Raw genomic sequence first — 16,683 nt, forward strand, 5'->3', positions numbered from 1 at the left:
CCCCACCTCTCCACCCCGCCACACACGCCCCCACCTTTCGGTACGCTTACCCCAGACCCCGCCTCCGTAGCTCAGGGGATAGAGCACCGCTCTCCTAAAGCGGGTGCCGCAGGTTCGAATCCTGCCGGGGGCACCGAGTTGACCTTGCATTACATGCCCTGACCTGCGGCTTCTCACTGTCGACGTTATGTGCCCTCATGCAGCCGTAGGCCACGGAAAGCAGCCCTGAAGCACTGTTCGCGGAATATGCACGGGATGATCTTGTGCGAGTTCGGCCAGGTCAGCCCCAGGAATACAGAAGGCCCCGGGCGCTGCCGGGGCCTCGCGGGAGTGATATCGATCATGTCTCCAGTGCCTTGCTGATCTGACCGTTGACCTGAGCGCGCTGCCCGTCGATGCACTTCGCGTAGACGCGCAGGAGTACGTCAACGCCGTGGCCAGCGCGCTGAGCGACCTCGGTCGGCGGTACACCCGCGTTCAGCCACAGAGAAACCGCGGCGTGCCGAAGGTCATACGGACGGGCCGCCAGTGGGGAGGCGACCTGTTCCGCGGTGAACGCCAACCTCCTGGCCTCGCGCCAGACGGCGGAGTACGCCGACGAGGAGAACGGCCGGCCCTTGCTCGTCCGGAAGAGCCTGCCGTCTTTCGCCGTGTCGTGGCTGTCGATGTGTTGACGCAGAACGGCAACCAGCACCGGAGGGATTGGGATCTCCCGCGTGTCGTCCCTGGCCCGGTGCTTGAGACCACGTTCGTCGTGTGTCTCCCCTGAGTCCGTCCACCGCTTGTTCGCCTGCGGACGCGCCTTCTCAAGGGTGATCAACCCCCACCCGTCCGCCGGAAGGTCGCAGTTCTGCCGACGAAGCCCCGCGGCTTCCTCCGGCCGCAGCGCCGCGTAGTAAATGCAGGCGAACATGGCCATCATTCGCGCGCCACGCGTCCGGCCCACCAGCTTCACAGCGTCAAGCAAGGCCCGCGCCTGAACCGGGCTGATCACCGTACGGGGGTCGACGGCGCCTACAGCCTTTGGAGGCTTCCACTTCACCGCGTGCAGTGGGTTGGCGGACAGCCTTTTGAGCTCCACTGCGGATTCCATCATGTGATGGAGCACCGCACGCTTTCGCCGCACGGTGTTGGCCGCTGCAGGTTCGCCATCGAAGCGCAGCGCAATCGCATCGAGGGCCGTCCGAATGACGGCAGGTTCGGCCAGATCACCGAGAGGCAGTGACGCCGCTTCCAGCCAGCCAGACGCCACCTTGTGTTCTGGCCGCAGTTCGCCACGTCGTTTGGCAGGGAGAAAGGCGTACTCGCGCAGTACCGCGCGAAGATCCTCGTCATCAGGCCTACCCGGAACGTCCCTGACGAGCGCGGGCACCAGGGACAGCAGTGCGTACGTCATCGTCTCGCGCGTCCGCGCCGCCGTGTGGACCCAGCGGGACGCCATGTAGGACTGAGCGAATTCGAAGAAGGTCGGCCCCGTGTCGGCAGGCATAGCCATCGACTCGGGAAGACCCGTCCCCAGGTCGAATGCCTCTCCACGCTTGGCCGCTTGCCGGAGGTCGGAAACGAAGTTCTCGGCGAGGGCTTTGGTGCGGAAGGTCTTGGACTTTTCCTTGGGCCCGACCTTCCAGCGGGTCACGTACGAAGGGGTCTTGCTTGAGGCGTTACGCCGGATGTCCCAGAACCTCACGTCATAGGAGGTGGTCACGCAGCCTCCCGGAGGGATTCGAGCCAGACGACGAGGTCACTTCGCCACACGCGGAGTTCGCCGTTCGGGAGCTTGACGCACTTGGGTGCGTGACGGAGTTCACGCCAGCGGTAGAAGGTCCGCCGGGAGACACCGCCGAGTTCTTCGAGCACCTCGGGCAACGTCAGCAACTCGTCTCGGCGCGTCATCGCACACCGTCCGGACTAACGGAGGATCCGCCGGTGAGTGCGGCATTGAGGAGCTGTTCACCGATCGGCAGGCCCCGGCCGTCGTACGTCCAACGAGCGATGACGACCGGCTCGTCCTCTCCGAAGGTCGGCAGGCGACCAGTATTGATCTCCTCCTGCCGTGCGTGGCGGACCCGTAGCGCTCGAAGACCACCGATGGTGAGGGAGTAGCGGCGGCTTCTGGTGGAGAAGTGGCCGCGGTAGCCGAGCATGTGAGCCCAGTGGGTGAGGCGGAGCTCAGCCAGGTGGGGCAGGTTACCGAGGCGGAAGCATTCGGCGATCAGGCGCCGTGGGTGGTCCCGCAGGCCGAGAGCGTCAAGGTTTTCCAGGGGATAGATGCGCCGGTCGAGGGTGCCGACACACTCGGCGGCTTTGGTGGCATATTTGGCGATGTAGGCCGCGATGTTGCGTTCATGGGTGCCGCCGCCTGTGTGGATCGGGCGGATGTCGAGTTGCCGGCCCCAGCGCAGGACCCGGACCGGTTCACCCGGTGTGGTGGAGATGCGCACCGAGACCGCCGAGGCCGCGCTCTGTACTGCCGTTGTGAAGGTATGGGTGGTGGCCCACACAGGTGGAGGGGACGGGGGTCCGTCGGGGCCGTCGAGGCGGATGACAGCGTGCAGGTGGACGACGCCGCGGCGTTGGTACTCAGCGACTTTGGCGAAGGACAGGACCAGGTGGTTGCGCAGGTCACGCAGGCTGAGGCCGCCCGCTGTGGCGAGTCGGCGGCGCAATGCGTCGGTGAAGCGTGCCCACAGCAGAGAGGCGGCGGCGTTGAACAGGACCGCGCCGGAGTAGTCATAGCATTCCGGGCACAGTGGTTCACCGAGGACCTGTTCTTCGGAGGCGTGCCGAGCGGCGCAGGACAGGACGCCGCCGTGCGGGCAGGGCTTGGCCCCGCGTCGAGGGTGGCAGGGCAGGGTCTTGCCGCCGTGCTGTCGTCTGGTGTGGACGGGGCCGAAGGATGGGGCGGTGAGGGTGAGGAACAGGGTCGGGTGAGTGCTGACCGAGGGGGGGACGCCTTTTCCGCCGATGAGGCCGGCGCGGATGAGTTGGTAGGTGTCGGCGCGGTAGGTGGTGGCGCAGGCGGGGCAGCGGTTGGCGCGTCGGGTCTTGCAGGGCAGGCGCAGAATGCCGCCGGGTTCGGTGTGGGTGGTGTAGGTGTGCAGGCGCCGGCCGGTGGCGGGGTCGACGTGGATGACGGTGCCGCGGACGTTGATGGGGTTGCGGCATCCGCCGGTACGGTGGAGCTGGGTGGCGAGGCGTTCGTAGTCAGGGCTGTTGAGTCGGGCGATCAGTGCCGTGATCGCGTGCGGATCGGTGGTGGGTGCGGGCAAGATGGTGTCCTCCCTTCGCTCGTTGGGGTGGAGGGATGGCCCCCGACCTGGCAGGCGTCTTGGCGGATGTACGGCCAGGCCGGGGGCGCCCGGGGCTATGCCCCGTGGTTGTCGATGCCGGTGCCGAGGCAGTCGGCGCAGGTGTCGCCGAGGCTGTCGATGCCGGTGCCGTTGCAGGTGCAGCAGCGGTAAGCCCGGATGATCACCTCGTCATCGGGGTCGGTGTCATTCATCGGGGGTGTCGGGGCGGATGCAGCCGGTGTAGCTGCTGTCCGCGTCGTGGCGGGCGCGGCCTTTGGCCAGGACGGCCACGGCGCGGTATTCGACCGGGCCGAAGGTGATCGAGGTTCGGTAGTGGCCGCCGGGCAGGCCGGTGGGGTCGATGGTGCTGCCGAGGTAGGCGGCGATGTTGTCGATGTCGGCACGCATCTGGGGGTCGGGGGCGGTGGTGGGGAGGTAGTAGGCGGTGACGTCCTGGCAGGGGGTGGGGATGTCGGGGTTGGTGTCGAGCAAGTCGGCCGGGTCCCGCAGGCCGGTGATGTAGGCGGCACGGTCGGGGGTCATGGTGGGTTCTCCTTTCGTCAGGTGGGTTGGGTTGCTGTACGCAGGTGGCGCAGGAGATCGGAGGCGAGTTGGTTGGAGACGCCGAGCCGAGCGCGTAAGGCGTCGCGGCTGATCGGTTTGCTGTGCTGGGTGTGGTACTCGGTGGCGATCTTCCGCGCGTAGTCGAGGAGTTCCGGGGACGGTCCTGGGTTCTCGTCCTGGCCGTCCTCGTCGTCCTGACCGTCCCGGACGGAGGCCGAAGCGATCGAGGACGGTGCGGGACGTGGCCCGCCGGTGGAGCGGCGTTCGAGCATGGAGACGGCGACGAGGAACGCACCCGCAGGGGTGGCCGCGACGATCCAGCCCCAGGCCGAAGGTTGGGCTTGGTGCAGGTTGGCCGCCAGGGACAGGACGATTCCACCGGCCAGGACGAGGGTCGGCCAGGACGCGAGGCCCGTCCGGGGACGTCCTGTCTTCCTGTCCCGTTGCCGTTCGCGTGCGGCCATGACACAGGTCAGGTCGACGCAGACGGCGACGGCCCATGCCATTGGTCCGTGTTGCCCGTGGGCGATGGCGGTGTCGCGGATGTGGGTGAACGATCCGGCGCCGGCGATGGCCGCCAGGATGATGACCGGCCCGGAGTCGGCCAGCCAAGCGGCGAAGCGTCGCATCGTGTCCCCCTTTCTGATGAGCGGATGGCTTACGGGTCAGGCGTCGAGCAGGGCGGGAAGGTCAGGCGCGGTGACCTGTACGCGGTGCTGTGGAGCGGTGAGGTCGTCCCAGGACGGGGTGAGGTGCGCGTGGGTGCGGGCGGCGTGTTCGGCGATGTGTTCGGCCACGTGGAAGGACCGTGCGCGGTACCACTGGCCGTCCTGAGAGGCGACGATGGCCACGCCTGGTGTCTCGGCGGGGATGGCGCGGGCCGACACCAGCGCGGCGGGGTCGAGGTCGCCGAGGGTCATGGTCGCGGTTTCGGGGTCGTTGACCCGGTGGCAGATGCGTCCGGAGCACTGAGCGCGTAGTGCGGTGACGCCGGGGCCGAGGTCGGACCCGATGCGCTGCCCGCACAGGAACAGGTAGATGCCGAACGCTCGGCCGAGCTGGGCGATGCGTAGCAGGGCCGTGGAAGTTCTGGCGACGTCGTCTTTCTCGGACTTGTCGGCCATCAGGTACAGTTCGGCGACCTCGTCGACGAGCACTACCACCGGCACCGGCCGAAGGCCTGCGGGGAGCTGCCAGATGTTGCGGGCACCGGCGGCACGGCACAGGCCCATCCGGTCCAGCATCACCGCGATCAGGTCATCCAGCAGCGCCAGTGACTCGGCGCGGTCGGTGGCCAGCGCCGACAGCCGTTCGCTGTAGGGGGCGAACTCGACTCCGCCTTTGAGGTCGAAGCCGACCAGGGCGACCGGTTGCGGTGCCAGCCCGACGAGCAGGACGTTCGCCAGGTTGGACTTACCCGATTGGGTGGCGCCGGCGTTGAGCCAGTGCGGCACGGTCCGGAAGTCGATGACCCACGGACGGCCGGTTTCCAGCGCGCCGACGACGACTTTCAACAGCTCACCAGAGGCCGCCACGCTGTCCACGCGGATCAGCGGGTCACGTATCGTCACGGCCAGCACGACCCGTCCGCGACGCGGGGAGAAGACCCGGACCGCGTGGACCCCCCAGGCGTGCGCCAGTTGTTCGGCGGCATCGGCGTAGTCGCCGGGGACCTGTCCCTCTAACAGCCGGACGGTGACGCGCCAGCCGTGCCGTGTGGGCCGAGGAAGCCACATCCAGGGCTTGACGTCGACGGTGACCCGTTGGAAACGGCGCCGCACTTTGACGATGCCGGTAGAGGCGACGGCACGCGGGACGACGGTGAACCACCAGCGGTGCTGCTTCTTGGTCAGCCCGCAGCCCAGGGCGACCTTGCGCCAGGTGACCCGCACGTGGATCGCGGTGACGACGGCGCCGAGGAGCAGCCAGTAGGACCGGTGGTGCCAGTGCCGCCAGGTCCACAGTGCGGTGAGCAGCGCGGCGAGGTAGGCCAGCGTCCCGAACAGCATGTGCAGCAGTTCAGGCACGGGCACTCGCCCCGGTGAGGGTGAAGGACGTGGCGCGGTAGGAGATGCCCCACCGCTGGCCCATCTCCCAGACGTAGCCGACCAGGCCGACCGGGATCACCTCGTCCCCGGGGGAGATCGGGGAGTCGCCGGACAGGCCGACCTTGACCAGCTCGATACGGCCGGTCTCGTCCTCCACCAGCAGGACGACCTCTTGAACGATCTGGCCGTCCTTGTCTTTCTTGATCTCGCCGGTGTCGGTGTTGACCAGGCGAGGCCGAGGCGCCTTGACGCAGGTGAAGCTCAGCCGTCCGGTGTCGACGGGGATCGGGATGTTGCGCATTGCACATACCTCCTATCTGTCTTAGCCAACATAGTTAACCTAGTTGGCCTGGATGTCAATGACAGCGTGGTTGGCTTGGTTGGAGCTGGTGTGCTCAACTTGGGGAATGGTCAAGAAGACCGGCCGCCCCGGGTACCTCCAGATAGCCGACGAGCTGCGCGAGCAGATCCGCCGCGGCACGCTCGCGCCAGGAGGCCCGTTGCCGTCGACGCGCCGACTTGCCGAGGACTACGACGCCTCGCTGTCGGTGGTGAAGATGGCCGTCGGCATCCTGAGAAACGAAGGCCTGGTCATCGGCCAGCAGGGCAAAGGCGTGTACGTCCGCGAGACCGGCACCGCCGACACAACCCCTGCCACGACCTCCGAGGACCTGGCCGACATCCGCGCTACCATCAAAGAGCTCACCGAACGCCTCGAACGGGTCGAGGCGACGCTGTCACGGCAGCCCGGCCGGCCCCGCCGTTCCCCGCGAAGCTGACCGTTCCGCCGTCCCCGGCGTCCCTTCCGGAACGGTTGTCCCGGACGTGCACGCCGATGACGCGCCGGGCGAACGCCGCCGAGTGCGATTGCGGCGTGACCGGCAGGCTCATCCGCCGTTCCTCCTGACGAACCCCGGCCAGCACGACCAGGAAGCCGATGATCCCCGCCACCCCGAGCGCGATCACTGCCAGGGGGAACAGTGTGCTCATGACCAGATCACCCCGGCGTACCGCCAAGCCGAGGCCACCAGGCCGACGAGCGTCACGGTCAGGATGACCGCCGCCGCGCCGGGCCCGCTGTCACCGGGACGACGGGGACGACCGGCCGGCCGCGTGCTCCCGCCACGGCTCTTGCGCCGCTTGAGCTGACGGCGCTGCCAGCGAAGGACGGCGGTGCACTTGCGGCAGACCCCGGCGCCCTGGGGCATCCGGGCGCCGCACGCGCACGGCGGGGTCTCGTCCAGCGGGGGAATCTCGTGGGTCATCTGCGTTTTCTCCTCTCTCGTCACGGGCGTTTCGTGGTGCGAGTTAGAGGATGCGACGCAGCGTAGGGACGAGATCACTACACGACTGGACGTGTGCAAGACGTCCCGACTAGGGTTTTGGCGTCCTTGGACGTCCTAGCGGGCAGGCGAGATGGCCAACGAGCGGTTACGAGCGGCGCTGCTGGAACGCGGCGTGTCGATCGGTGACCTGGCCGCCGCCACCGCCGTGGACCCCAAGACCGTCGAACGCTGGATCACCCAGGCCCGCCGCCCCTACCGCAAACACCGCTACGTCATCGCCACGTTCCTCCAGGTAGACGAGACCTACCTATGGCCCGACGCCCTCACCCCCGAGCAGGTCACCGCGGCCGGCGAAAGCGAGATCATCCACGTCTACCCGCACCGCTGGGCCGTCCCCCGGGACATCTGGGGACGCTTCTTCACCGAAGCCAAACAAGACATCGGCCTGCTCCTCTACAGCGGCATGTTCCTCGCTGAAGACGCCGGCATGGTCAAGCTTCTCGGCGACAAGGCCGCCGGCGGAGTCCGGGTGCGCATTCTTCTCGGCGACCCCTCCTCACCACAGGTGGCCCAGCGCGGCGCGGACGAGGGCATCGGCGAGGCGATGGCCGCCAAGGCCCGCAACGCGTTGGTGCTGTACCAGCCGATCCGCGACATCGACGGCGTGGAGATCCGCCAGCACGGCACCATTCTGTACAACTCCATCTACCGTGCCGATGATCAGTTCCTGATCAACCCGCACGTTTACGGCCAGCCCGCCGCCAACGCCCCCGTCCTGCACCTGAAGAAGGTGATTGGCGGTGACATGGTGTCCACTTACGCCGCCAGCTTCGAGAAGGTCTGGGATCAGGCCACCCCGGTAGAGTCCTGAGCCATGGCCCGCCGCATCGACTACTACGACGACCCCCAGGCCCCCAAGGTCAACAGCCTGGTCCCTTCGGTCAACGTCGTGGTAACCAACCAGGCCGGCGACATCCTGCTCATCCGCCGCACCGACAACGACAACTGGGCCGTCCCCGGCGGAGCCATCGATCTCGGCGAGTCCATCCCCCAGGCCGCCATCCGCGAGACCCGCGAGGAAACCGGCATCGACTGCGAGATCACCGGCATCGTGGGCACCTACAGCGACCCCAAGCATGTGATCCTCTACACCAGCAACGGCGAAGCCCGGCAGGAGTTCTCCATCGTGCTCACCGCCAAAGCCGTCAGCGGCGAGCCGACCCCCAGCGACGAGTCACGCGAGGTGCGCTGGGTAAGCCGGGACCAGGCCGAGAGCTATCCGATGGATCGTTCGATGCGGCTGCGCATCGGCCACTACCTCAGCGGTGAACCCCGGCCGCACATCGGCTGACACCATCCGCAACTCAACCGCCCGCACCGCCGACATGATGCACGGCGTCGCCTTGGCAATGGTCGCAGTGACCAAGTCGTCCGGCCCGTAGCGCTGCCGGATCTCCGCCAGCCGGTCAACCGCCTCAACCGGCACGCCGTCCGGGCTGGTGGTCATGTCGCAGTACGTCAGCGCCTGCACCAGGTCAGTCCGCCGCTTAGGGAACTCACTCTCCAAGATGTCCAGTAGCCCCCGGTCGCCGGCCTCGATCTCCGCGCAGGTGTGATGCGCGACCAGCTTGCACAGCAGCTCATCGGCGCCGTGCACGTCCCGCAGATACCGCGCCCCGTCAATCGGATGAAACCCGACGTCCACCAGATCCGGCGCGTACCCGATGTCGTGCAGGTAGGCCGACATGGCCAGAAGTTCCGCGTCCTTGCCCAGGATCGGGGCGAGCTGTTCAGCCCGCCGTCCGACCCCAAGCGAGTGCTCCCACCGACGCGGCAACGCGTCCTGAAGCGTCTTACGTGCCAGCTCACGGGCCCAAGCGATGTTGATGTCCTTCATGTCCCTCACCATCGCAGGCCCCCTCACCCCCGAGCCAGGCGTCCGACTCAGACGTCTTGAGACGTCTCAACACCTCCCTCTCGATCCGGGCGGACGAACCGCCCCTTCCCATGCACCGCGACGATCAGCCCTTCCCCCTCCAACAGGCCAAGTGCCTGACGCACCGTCGTCCGCGAAGCCGCATAGTGCCGCCGCAGATCCCGCTCACTGGGCACCTTCCCCGCCGGCGGCAACTCCCCCGAGGCGATCCGCCCCCGCAACTCAGTCGCGATCGCCTGATACAGATACTCCCGATCCAGATGACGAACCTCCTCCCGCAACACCAGCCGCCCTTTGGAGGGAACCGTCACCACGATCCCCTCCTCTACCAGAACCCGCAGAGCCCGACGCACCGTGTTGCGCGCCACCCCGAACTCCACACCCAGCGCCGTCTCAGACGGCAGGTAGGCACCCGCCGGATACACCCCCGCCGTGATCCGCTCCCGCAGCCGATCAGCGAGCTGGGAATACACCCGCCACCCGGTCAGCCACCTACCCACCGCCCCGCCCTTCTGCGTCTCCTGGCCCGGTAAGCCGCTCACGACTTGTAGGAGTCAAGGATCTTGTGAAGCTCCGCGACCCGAACCCCCTCCAAGTCCTCCTGCGACCACCCAGCCAGCGCCGCCCCCGCAATCACCTCGGCCGCGTCGTCGAGCTGGTGACACGAGGTGCGCTCATCGTTGCGCCCACCCCAGATGAACCACAAGAACACCAAGTGCACATACACCCGCCGCACCCGAAGCCGACCGTCGAACACCTCCAGACACGGCCGATCATCCTGATCGGACAGGTGATGCGCCTCCACTCCCCGCCCCGCCAGCTGATCCCGCAGCCCCAGCAACAGCCGATCCATCGCCGGCCGCTCCCGCTCATCGATCTTGCCCATCGGGCACCCCTTCCGCTCTAGCGCACCGCCCAACCGGTAACGCTTGGTGCCCACGAGCCTGCTCTGAGCCGCAGAACCTCTCCACCACTCCCAGGGACGTCTAGGGACGTCCTGTGTTAGCTTCGCCGTGCCGGTACATCCGCCAAGGAGGGAACCCGCATGAACGACAACCTCCGCCACGCCCTAGCCCAAGCCCGCATGCGCACCATCGACCTCGCCACCCACCTGGCCGTAGACCCCAAAACCGTCGACCGCTGGCTAAAAGGCCGTACCCCCCACCCCCGCCACCGCTGGGCCATAGCCGACCTCCTCAACACCACCGAAACCGACCTATGGCCCGAAGCCACCCACGCACACCGCCCCATCGGCCCCGACATCAAAGCCATCTACCCCCACCGCTGGACCGTCCCCCAACCCCTCTGGCACCAACTCTTCGCCAACGCCACCCACCACATCGACATCCTCGTCTACAGCGGCCTCTTCCTCGCCGAAAACACCGGCATCGTCCACCTCATCACCCAACGAGCAAACGCCGGCGCACAAGTCCGCATCATGCTCGGCGACCCCACCAGCCCCCACGTCGCCGCCCGCGGCACCGACGAAGGCATCGGCCCCGACCTCATGACCGCCCGCATCAACAACGCCATCAAGCTCTACCAACCACTCCAAAGCGTCGACGGCATCGAGATCCGCCTCCACCGCACCACCCTCTACAACTCCATCTATCGCGCAGACAACAACATCCTCGTCAACCTCCACGCCTACGCCACCCCCGCCGCCCAAGCCCCCGTCATGCACATCCACACCCAAGACGACACCACCACCGCAACGACCTACCTGACCAGCATCGAACACACCTGGGCCAGCGCCGCACCACTCACCCAGCCGAGCGACCCAGAACGCATGACCAAGATCCGAAAGTAACTTATCTGTACATCTATCAAGGGCAGCCCGCCTGCGGCGGCCTGCCGCGTTCGGGCGGTCGCTGGCCGCGCTGCGGCTCTTCGGCCGGTCGCGGCCCGCGCCGCCCGAGGCGCGAAGGTGAGAATGGCTGTTATGAATGTCGATCCCTAGACGTAGACGATGACCGACTTCGACAGGCGAGAGCACGATGGATGGTCGGTATCCTCCGCCCATACAGCGACACAGCAACACACCGCAGGTGTTAACCTACTTATCTTCAGTCTCTACCAACGCACCTAGTTAATCGTTGCGAGAACTCATGTCACAGCCGCCGCCCTTGACCCCAGCGATAATAGATAGCTTGTTAGACCTACGCCTGCTACTTGAACGTGCGCTAAAAGCATCCAAGCTGACCTCACATGCAGATAAGCATCTTGCGGTTGTGCTTCTAGATGGCGCGTGTGAGCGTGCCGCAGGTATTGCAGCTAAGGAGCGATCGCTCAAGGTAGAGATAGAATTCGAAAAGACCTTGAATCGCGTCGTCCAACAGTTTCGCACCGAGGGATGGACATTCCAAGGAGTCGGCAGCCTTCTCGACCTTCATCGCGCAAGGAATAGTGCCCAGCATCACGGCATTCGCGTTAACTCCGGCCAATTTAGCTCTTGGTGTGCACTCGGCGAACGCTTTGTGAGATCCCTAGTCAATCATCTGTATGGCGTGGACGTCTATGCCATATGGCGAGCTGATGCTATTTCTGACACAAGCATCTCAGGGTGTTTCCGACAAGCAGAGGCAGCGCTCCACGCAGGCGATAACCAAGAAGCTATACACCTAGCTAGAACGGCTTTCGAAGAAGCGACTGGCCATTGGAAGAGGCAGCGCAGACACCTAACACGCCATATTGCAAGTTTCACACCCAACTCCGACAGAGAGGTTCTGGGTCCATTGTGGGACGACATAGAAAAACGCCTCGCAGATATTGATGAACATGCCGCCCTTTCTCTTTTTGTGGACGATGCAGGGGAAGCATTGTGGGTTACGTCACTACTAAGGGAAGCCGATACGCCTTATACGCGCGATGAAGCCGAGAGGATGCTTGACTTCATTTTCTGGTGGATAGTCCGCTGGGAAGGTTTTTCGCAGACACTCGTTGTTGATCGAGAACAGCAGTGGCTTGTATCGCGTCGCAAGGTCCGTCAACAAGAGGACGTCGTCGCCGGCATCGAAACGATTGCTGTCGACGGCGCTTGGGAGAATTCCTGGAAGATCGAGCTTACCCTCAGGGACGTTCCAGCCGAGAAAGACTTTAATGAATGGCGTAGCCATGCTGTCTATCATCTTCAGCATGGCGAAAATCAAGATATTGGTCAACATTGGCGAATCACAGAGTATGGAACACTAGTCTTTTATAGTGGTGCGACGTCGCAACCGAAGCGTGTAGTAGATTACGTGACTTCTGCGCTACGAATGGCCGAAGCATCTATGAGTCAGGCTCGACAGCGTCAAGAGGATGAGAAGCGCGAGATTGAGAATCGCGAACAAAATCTGCGCTCCGCAATGGAACAACATATGCCGGAGCGGGTCACTGGCATATCGCTCGAGCGCGCAGTTCATTACCGGAAGGATGTGGGATGCCTGCTTACAGTCAAACCTGACACGCCGGGCCAGCTAAAGGTAAGGGAACGAATACTCCAGGAACCAGACGTCGAGCAATGTAGCTGGGCATCGAATGGAGCTCTTGGGATCTATCCCGCTCCCGCGGCGAAGCGCCTTATCGAAATACTGCGGCATGTTGACTCACTGGTTAGAAAGGAAGCTTCAAAAAACCAATCCGCCATGGCTCAATATCAACAGAAAAAGGAAGAAATGCTTCGTGGCCTGCTAGATGCAGTGCACGATGCAAGCGGCGGCATAGCCGGCGATCTGTAGGTTCGCAAATTGATGACTAGCTAGGCGGTGGTGACGATCGACAGTATTGACGCCCTGCCCATTGCGCAGTGCCCCCTGTCTCTTCGCATATTGAGATCCGGGGTCGGCGATTTTTCACGCGCCGCCTTCTGTCGAAGTTTGCATTTTGTAGTGGTTGAGGCCGTGACGATCGCTCACTTCGCCTATCGCCGTCCACGGCTAGGGCGATCGACGCCGAGGCCCTCCTTCGTCGGGCCCCGGCACCGGGCAACGTGGCTAAGGTGACAGCAGCACTAAACAGCGACGTCTCACACACCGACACATCCGGGGCGATCCCCCACCGCAAGACCGCGACGCCTGGAACGGGTGACTATGCCATTCGGAAGGACGCCATCCCCCGACCACCCAGATACGCCTAGCCACAGCCTAACTCCTCAGTATCAAGCTCGGCTGTGGCATTGGGTAACCAAATGATCGAAGAGGGGCGATCGACGAACGTACACGCGAGGTCTCCCTTGACGCTCCGTCCCCGGCCCGCTGCCGCGTCGTGCTGGCCGAAGGCGTAGAGGTGATCAGGGCAACTGGGTCTCGTTCTGCAGTGCCTCCTGGTGCAGGCTAGAGGCGATCAACAGGAGCCTTGCCTGGAAGACTTCCTGGTCCTCCCGCGCGTCTTAACTGCATGGCAGTTCGGGCATAGCGCGATCATGAATGCGGGGTGATCCCGCCCTCCTTGGGCAAACTCGTCTACGTGGTCAACCTCGAGGATGGGCTCTCCGCCATCGGTGATGTCGTCGGGCTGGCCACTGCAGGCGGGGTTCTCGCAACGTCCCGCAGCACGAAGTAGCACAGCTTGCCTAGCACTCCTTGAGCGGAAGATTCGAACTGCTTGTGTCGCCGATCTCCGGTTCCGACTCAGTGCCTCGCGCGACTCCACGGACTCACACAGTTCTTGATACTCTCGCTGGCTCTCGACGGAGGGCCAGCCCTTGTTATGTTGAACCGAAGGCTTTGGGCCTACTGTCTGACTGGGATGGACGTCAGGTACGACCTGATCTGCACGTGCGGAGGGCGTCCACGCTTCTTCGCCACCAGTTCCGGATGGTCGCAGACGGGACATTCGCAGCGGACGTATGGCTTACCGCACTCTTCGATCATGACGGCGACCTTGCCGCGGTGCCTGCGATGGATATCGCGATCCACCTTTGAACAGGGAAGAGTGATGGCGCCGGGAGTCTGAAGTAGCACCGGATCCTCTGGTGCGTGAGCCCAACTTTTTCGAGGCATGGGTTAAATGTGCCATACGCCACCGACAGATCTGCCTGACCGCATTCTGCTTTCCGAGGTAGCCAAGCCCGGGTCGTCGAGTTCAGCGACGACCGCACGGGAACGCTTCGTTAGTGACTACGACGAGTCCCCGGTCGAACGGCATAGAGCGCTTCCTTCATCTCGAGAGCTGTCGCAAACCGCTCATTGCGGTAGGGGGCGCACGACTTGATGAGGAACGCGACGAGGTCCTCGGGAAGGCGAGGTCGGATTGCTCGGGGGTCGATCACAGACTCGCCCACTATGGGCTTCGAACTCGGGTACGGGTGGTGGCCGTCGCATAGCAGCTCATAGAGAAGCACACCTACGGCGAACAGGTCAGTGGAGACATCCCAGCGGGTGAGATCCACGTCGGGCGCCTGGTAGGGAGGCGTACCCGACCGTGTCCTAACCTCATCCCCGACCCGGGAGGCGATGTTGAAGTCGAGCAACTTCGCCCCCGTACGAGTAAGCATCACGTTTAGAGGTTTAATGTCGCGATGGACGAGACCCTTATCCTGGAGCTCCATCCATTCTGCGTATTCAGTCTCGGAGAACTCACCGCCCCGCCGCTTCTCATCGAGCTCCTTCAGGCGAACCGAGTCAGGGTGAATAGCAACCAGGGCGTCCAGGATGTCAAGCGCGACATCAACCGCCTCTCGATCCCGAAGTTGGCGCTTACCGGTGGCGTATTCGTCGAGCGACTCGCCGTCGATGAACTCAGTGATCAGGTACCAGTCTCCAGCGCTGGTCTTGCCGGCCCAGTACACTTTCACGACGTTGGGATGGTTGATCTTACGCAGTGCCCCGATCTCCCGCCGCACTGCTTCGTAGCCCGCTGCGCTCTCAAACAGCTTGAACGCCCGATCTTCGTCCTCGACGTTGTCGCGAACTCGGTAGACCTTCGAGAACCCGCCTTGGCCGAGAATGCCGAGGATCTCAAAGCGCCCGTCGATGACGTCACCGATAGCATAGTTGGCGGCTCTAGCACGAACTGATGACTTAACCTCGGCGGGATCCGGCTCGGGCAGTACTTCGCTGTCCCATTGCGCAGCCGACGTGTTGAGCTCCCTCTCAGTGCGCAGGCGATGCTGCAGGGACTCCTCGCAGTAAACAACACGTTCAAGTTGATCGTCCAGGCGGTAGCCGAGATCGACCTGGCCAAACTCGGCAGCACCGATCCGTGCCTGCTGTTCCTTGACGCGCCGGCGTAGTTCCAGCGACAACTCTGCCGCCCACGCCAGTGCGTCCTCCGGCACCTCCATCTCTGGGTCTGGCCAGAGGAGCTTTAGTAGACCGTTAACCGTGTTGTTGACCGCTTTGCGATCGCGTCCACTAAGCTGACTGCCCCACTGGAGGCGACCTTGGGTGGCATCGAGTCGTGATGCGCGGCGAAGCTGGGTCCAACACTCGGCGAGAAAGTCGCTTACGAAGCCGAAGTGGTCGGTGAAGTAGCTCGGGTCGAGCTTGGGGATGTCCCATCCCGGCAGGTAGGCGTGGATACGGTCGTGAAACGCCGTGTCGTTGCGCATCTCCTTAGGCATAGGCCCGAAGAGGTGTCCACGGCTCAGCTCCTCATCGACGTCGACGTCGAAGTTGCCCACCATAACTATGCCACCATCGGCACGGATGCTCTCCTTGCCACGGCTGAATTCTCCAGACTCCATGTAACCCTTGAGGATGTTCACGCCCTCCTTTGTGTCGAACGACACGCCGGAGACTTCGTCAAAACAAATGACGTCGTATTGCGCAACGAGTCCGCGCCGACCAGTCGCGTTGTTCACGAACATATTGGCGACTGTCGCCTTTCCTCCCGAAACTAGGTGAGAGTACGGCGACACCTGCTGAAAAAGATGCGACTTTCCGGTGCCGCGTGGGCCGAGTTCCACAGCGTTGTAGTTTGGGACCACGAATGGGACCATGCGGGCCAGGAGGATGTCTTGCTCTCTGTGCGTAAAGCGTCCTGGCTCGAAGCCAACGCTACGCAACAGGAGGTGGCGCCACTGGTCGGCCGTGAAGTGTGCGCGGCCACGTAGGAACGTGTCGAGCGCATCGCGAGTTGACATTTGGATTGGCCGCACGGACTCCACTCGGAACGGCTGCCCGCCGGACTCGCGTGCAAGCGCAGCGATGTATTCGAGAGTGACCTCGGCATAGAAGCCACCAGTAAGCATACGATCGTGGTCGTTTACCAACTTGTCCGAGATGTGAATATCACTGAGCTGCAGGCTTGGGAGCTCAGCCTTGTAGGCGTCAGCACGGGCATCGAGCCGCGCTCGGAGCAGGTCGATAATCTTGACCTTGCCCTTCTCACGCGCACGCGACTTAAACAATTCCTCGTCCCCGGCGCGGACGGTGCGCTCTTTCATCAACCGCTCGACGACTGCCAGGCCTTCGGAGATCTCATCAGGGTCTGTAGTCGCGCAGTAGCGGCCGAGGAGGAACTCGCCTACATAGGTCGGAACCGGGTACTGTCCACGAAATTGTTGGGCGAGGTCCTTTCTGACCAGGTAACCCTCGAATACCTCAGCGGCAAGCCGGTCGAGCTCATCAGACACG

General features: G+C 64.1%; 18 protein-coding genes and 1 tRNA gene. 6 read left to right on the plus strand and 13 right to left on the minus strand.

The features are described 5' to 3' along the window. The first annotated feature begins 60 nt into the window (after positions 1 to 60). Positions 61 to 133: transfer RNA gene (locus ABGB17_RS17015), tRNA-Arg, on the plus strand. Positions 134 to 340: 207 nt separating this feature from the next. Here the strand turns inward: ABGB17_RS17015 and ABGB17_RS17020 are convergent. The 8 genes from ABGB17_RS17020 to ABGB17_RS17055 all read right to left on the minus strand — a co-directional run bounded on the left by ABGB17_RS17020 (position 341) and on the right by ABGB17_RS17055 (position 6,203). After that, the gene (locus ABGB17_RS17020; protein ID WP_347630492.1) at positions 341 to 1,705 is read right to left on the minus strand and encodes a tyrosine-type recombinase/integrase; all 1,365 of its coding nucleotides are present in this window, start codon (positions 1,703 to 1,705) and stop codon (positions 341 to 343) included. Continuing rightward, a complete protein-coding gene (locus ABGB17_RS17025; RefSeq protein WP_347630495.1) occupies positions 1,702 to 1,893 on the minus strand; it encodes a helix-turn-helix domain-containing protein in 192 nt (63 codons plus the stop codon). The genes ABGB17_RS17020 and ABGB17_RS17025 overlap by 4 nt, the downstream gene beginning before the upstream one ends. After that, positions 1,890 to 3,269 carry a replication initiator gene (locus ABGB17_RS17030; protein WP_347630498.1) on the minus strand — a complete coding sequence of 460 codons (1,380 nt, stop codon included), beginning with the start codon at positions 3,267 to 3,269 and terminating at the stop codon, positions 1,890 to 1,892. The genes ABGB17_RS17025 and ABGB17_RS17030 overlap by 4 nt, the downstream gene beginning before the upstream one ends. A 95-nt stretch (positions 3,270 to 3,364) precedes the next feature. Beyond that, positions 3,365 to 3,502, minus strand: a complete 138-nt coding sequence (locus ABGB17_RS17035) for a hypothetical protein (protein ID WP_347630501.1) — start codon at positions 3,500 to 3,502, stop codon at positions 3,365 to 3,367. Continuing rightward, the gene (locus tag ABGB17_RS17040; RefSeq protein WP_347630503.1) at positions 3,495 to 3,833 is read right to left on the minus strand and encodes a hypothetical protein; all 339 of its coding nucleotides are present in this window, start codon (positions 3,831 to 3,833) and stop codon (positions 3,495 to 3,497) included. Before ABGB17_RS17040 ends, ABGB17_RS17035 begins: the two co-directional genes overlap by 8 nt. Positions 3,834 to 3,850: 17 nt before the next feature. After that, positions 3,851 to 4,483, minus strand: a complete 633-nt coding sequence (locus ABGB17_RS17045) for a DUF2637 domain-containing protein (protein WP_347630505.1) — start codon at positions 4,481 to 4,483, stop codon at positions 3,851 to 3,853. 36 nt (positions 4,484 to 4,519) lie between these two features. Further along, positions 4,520 to 5,872 (minus strand): FtsK/SpoIIIE domain-containing protein, encoded by a 1,353-nt coding sequence (locus tag ABGB17_RS17050; protein WP_347630690.1) that lies wholly within the window; start codon positions 5,870 to 5,872, stop codon positions 4,520 to 4,522. A gap of 1 nt (position 5,873) precedes the next feature. After that, on the minus strand, positions 5,874 to 6,203 hold the full coding sequence (locus ABGB17_RS17055) for a hypothetical protein (protein WP_347630507.1): 330 nt from the start codon (positions 6,201 to 6,203) through the stop codon (positions 5,874 to 5,876). A gap of 106 nt (positions 6,204 to 6,309) precedes the next feature. On the opposite strand from ABGB17_RS17055, the gene ABGB17_RS17060 reads away from it, so the two are divergent. Continuing rightward, positions 6,310 to 6,681: a winged helix-turn-helix domain-containing protein gene (locus ABGB17_RS17060; RefSeq protein ID WP_347630509.1), complete on the plus strand. Its 372-nt coding sequence runs from the start codon at positions 6,310 to 6,312 to the stop codon at positions 6,679 to 6,681. 207 nt (positions 6,682 to 6,888) lie between these two features. Here ABGB17_RS17060 and ABGB17_RS17065 read toward each other — a convergent pair whose 3' ends face one another. Beyond that, the gene (locus ABGB17_RS17065; protein ID WP_347630511.1) at positions 6,889 to 7,167 is read right to left on the minus strand and encodes a hypothetical protein; all 279 of its coding nucleotides are present in this window, start codon (positions 7,165 to 7,167) and stop codon (positions 6,889 to 6,891) included. Positions 7,168 to 7,318: 151 nt separating this feature from the next. On the opposite strand from ABGB17_RS17065, the gene ABGB17_RS17070 reads away from it, so the two are divergent. Both ABGB17_RS17070 and ABGB17_RS17075 read left to right on the plus strand, forming a co-directional pair. Next, positions 7,319 to 8,059 carry an XRE family transcriptional regulator gene (locus ABGB17_RS17070; RefSeq protein ID WP_347630513.1) on the plus strand — a complete coding sequence of 247 codons (741 nt, stop codon included), beginning with the start codon at positions 7,319 to 7,321 and terminating at the stop codon, positions 8,057 to 8,059. A gap of 3 nt (positions 8,060 to 8,062) precedes the next feature. Next, positions 8,063 to 8,539 carry an NUDIX domain-containing protein gene (locus ABGB17_RS17075; RefSeq protein ID WP_347630515.1) on the plus strand — a complete coding sequence of 159 codons (477 nt, stop codon included), beginning with the start codon at positions 8,063 to 8,065 and terminating at the stop codon, positions 8,537 to 8,539. Here the strand turns inward: ABGB17_RS17075 and ABGB17_RS17080 are convergent. From ABGB17_RS17080 to ABGB17_RS17090, 3 genes are read right to left on the minus strand one after another with little or no spacing between them, the layout of a single operon-like run. Further along, positions 8,423 to 9,085 (minus strand): HD domain-containing protein, encoded by a 663-nt coding sequence (locus ABGB17_RS17080; protein ID WP_347630517.1) that lies wholly within the window; start codon positions 9,083 to 9,085, stop codon positions 8,423 to 8,425. The genes ABGB17_RS17075 and ABGB17_RS17080 overlap by 117 nt on opposite strands. A gap of 47 nt (positions 9,086 to 9,132) precedes the next feature. Beyond that, on the minus strand, positions 9,133 to 9,666 hold the full coding sequence (locus ABGB17_RS17085; protein ID WP_347630519.1) for a GntR family transcriptional regulator: 534 nt from the start codon (positions 9,664 to 9,666) through the stop codon (positions 9,133 to 9,135). Next, on the minus strand, positions 9,663 to 10,010 hold the full coding sequence (locus ABGB17_RS17090; protein WP_347630521.1) for a hypothetical protein: 348 nt from the start codon (positions 10,008 to 10,010) through the stop codon (positions 9,663 to 9,665). The genes ABGB17_RS17085 and ABGB17_RS17090 overlap by 4 nt, the downstream gene beginning before the upstream one ends. Before the next feature lie 159 nt (positions 10,011 to 10,169). On the opposite strand from ABGB17_RS17090, the gene ABGB17_RS17095 reads away from it, so the two are divergent. Further along, a complete protein-coding gene (locus tag ABGB17_RS17095; RefSeq protein WP_347630523.1) occupies positions 10,170 to 10,934 on the plus strand; it encodes a helix-turn-helix transcriptional regulator in 765 nt (254 codons plus the stop codon). Between the two features lie 340 nt (positions 10,935 to 11,274). Beyond that, positions 11,275 to 12,843, plus strand: coding sequence for a hypothetical protein (locus ABGB17_RS17100; protein WP_347630525.1), 1,569 nt, complete (start codon positions 11,275 to 11,277; stop codon positions 12,841 to 12,843). A gap of 1,373 nt (positions 12,844 to 14,216) precedes the next feature. Here the strand turns inward: ABGB17_RS17100 and brxL are convergent. Then, positions 14,217 to 16,682, minus strand: coding sequence for a BREX system Lon protease-like protein BrxL (gene brxL, locus ABGB17_RS17105; protein WP_347630527.1), 2,466 nt, complete (start codon positions 16,680 to 16,682; stop codon positions 14,217 to 14,219). Position 16,683: the final 1 nt, after the last annotated feature.

Source organism: Sphaerisporangium sp. B11E5, from assembly GCF_039871875.1.
In the GTDB taxonomy this organism is placed as follows: domain Bacteria; phylum Actinomycetota; class Actinomycetes; order Streptosporangiales; family Streptosporangiaceae; genus Sphaerisporangium.

Bases quoted from the DNA above. Each gene is read 5' to 3' on its own strand.
- ABGB17_RS17065 (WP_347630511.1), bottom strand. From the start codon at position 7,167: ATGACCCACGAGATTCCCCCGCTGGACGAGACCCCGCCGTGCGCGTGC.
- ABGB17_RS17080 (WP_347630517.1), bottom strand. From the start codon at position 9,085: ATGAAGGACATCAACATCGCTTGGGCCCGTGAGCTGGCACGTAAGACG.
- ABGB17_RS17045 (WP_347630505.1), bottom strand. From the start codon at position 4,483: ATGCGACGCTTCGCCGCTTGGCTGGCCGACTCCGGGCCGGTCATCATC.
- ABGB17_RS17070 (WP_347630513.1), top strand. From the start codon at position 7,319: ATGGCCAACGAGCGGTTACGAGCGGCGCTGCTGGAACGCGGCGTGTCG.
- ABGB17_RS17060 (WP_347630509.1), top strand. From the start codon at position 6,310: ATGGTCAAGAAGACCGGCCGCCCCGGGTACCTCCAGATAGCCGACGAG.
- ABGB17_RS17055 (WP_347630507.1), bottom strand. From the start codon at position 6,203: ATGCGCAACATCCCGATCCCCGTCGACACCGGACGGCTGAGCTTCACC.
- ABGB17_RS17040 (WP_347630503.1), bottom strand. From the start codon at position 3,833: ATGACCCCCGACCGTGCCGCCTACATCACCGGCCTGCGGGACCCGGCC.
- ABGB17_RS17035 (WP_347630501.1), bottom strand. From the start codon at position 3,502: ATGAATGACACCGACCCCGATGACGAGGTGATCATCCGGGCTTACCGC.
- ABGB17_RS17025 (WP_347630495.1), bottom strand. From the start codon at position 1,893: ATGACGCGCCGAGACGAGTTGCTGACGTTGCCCGAGGTGCTCGAAGAA.
- ABGB17_RS17075 (WP_347630515.1), top strand. From the start codon at position 8,063: ATGGCCCGCCGCATCGACTACTACGACGACCCCCAGGCCCCCAAGGTC.
- ABGB17_RS17090 (WP_347630521.1), bottom strand. From the start codon at position 10,010: ATGGGCAAGATCGATGAGCGGGAGCGGCCGGCGATGGATCGGCTGTTG.
- ABGB17_RS17095 (WP_347630523.1), top strand. From the start codon at position 10,170: ATGAACGACAACCTCCGCCACGCCCTAGCCCAAGCCCGCATGCGCACC.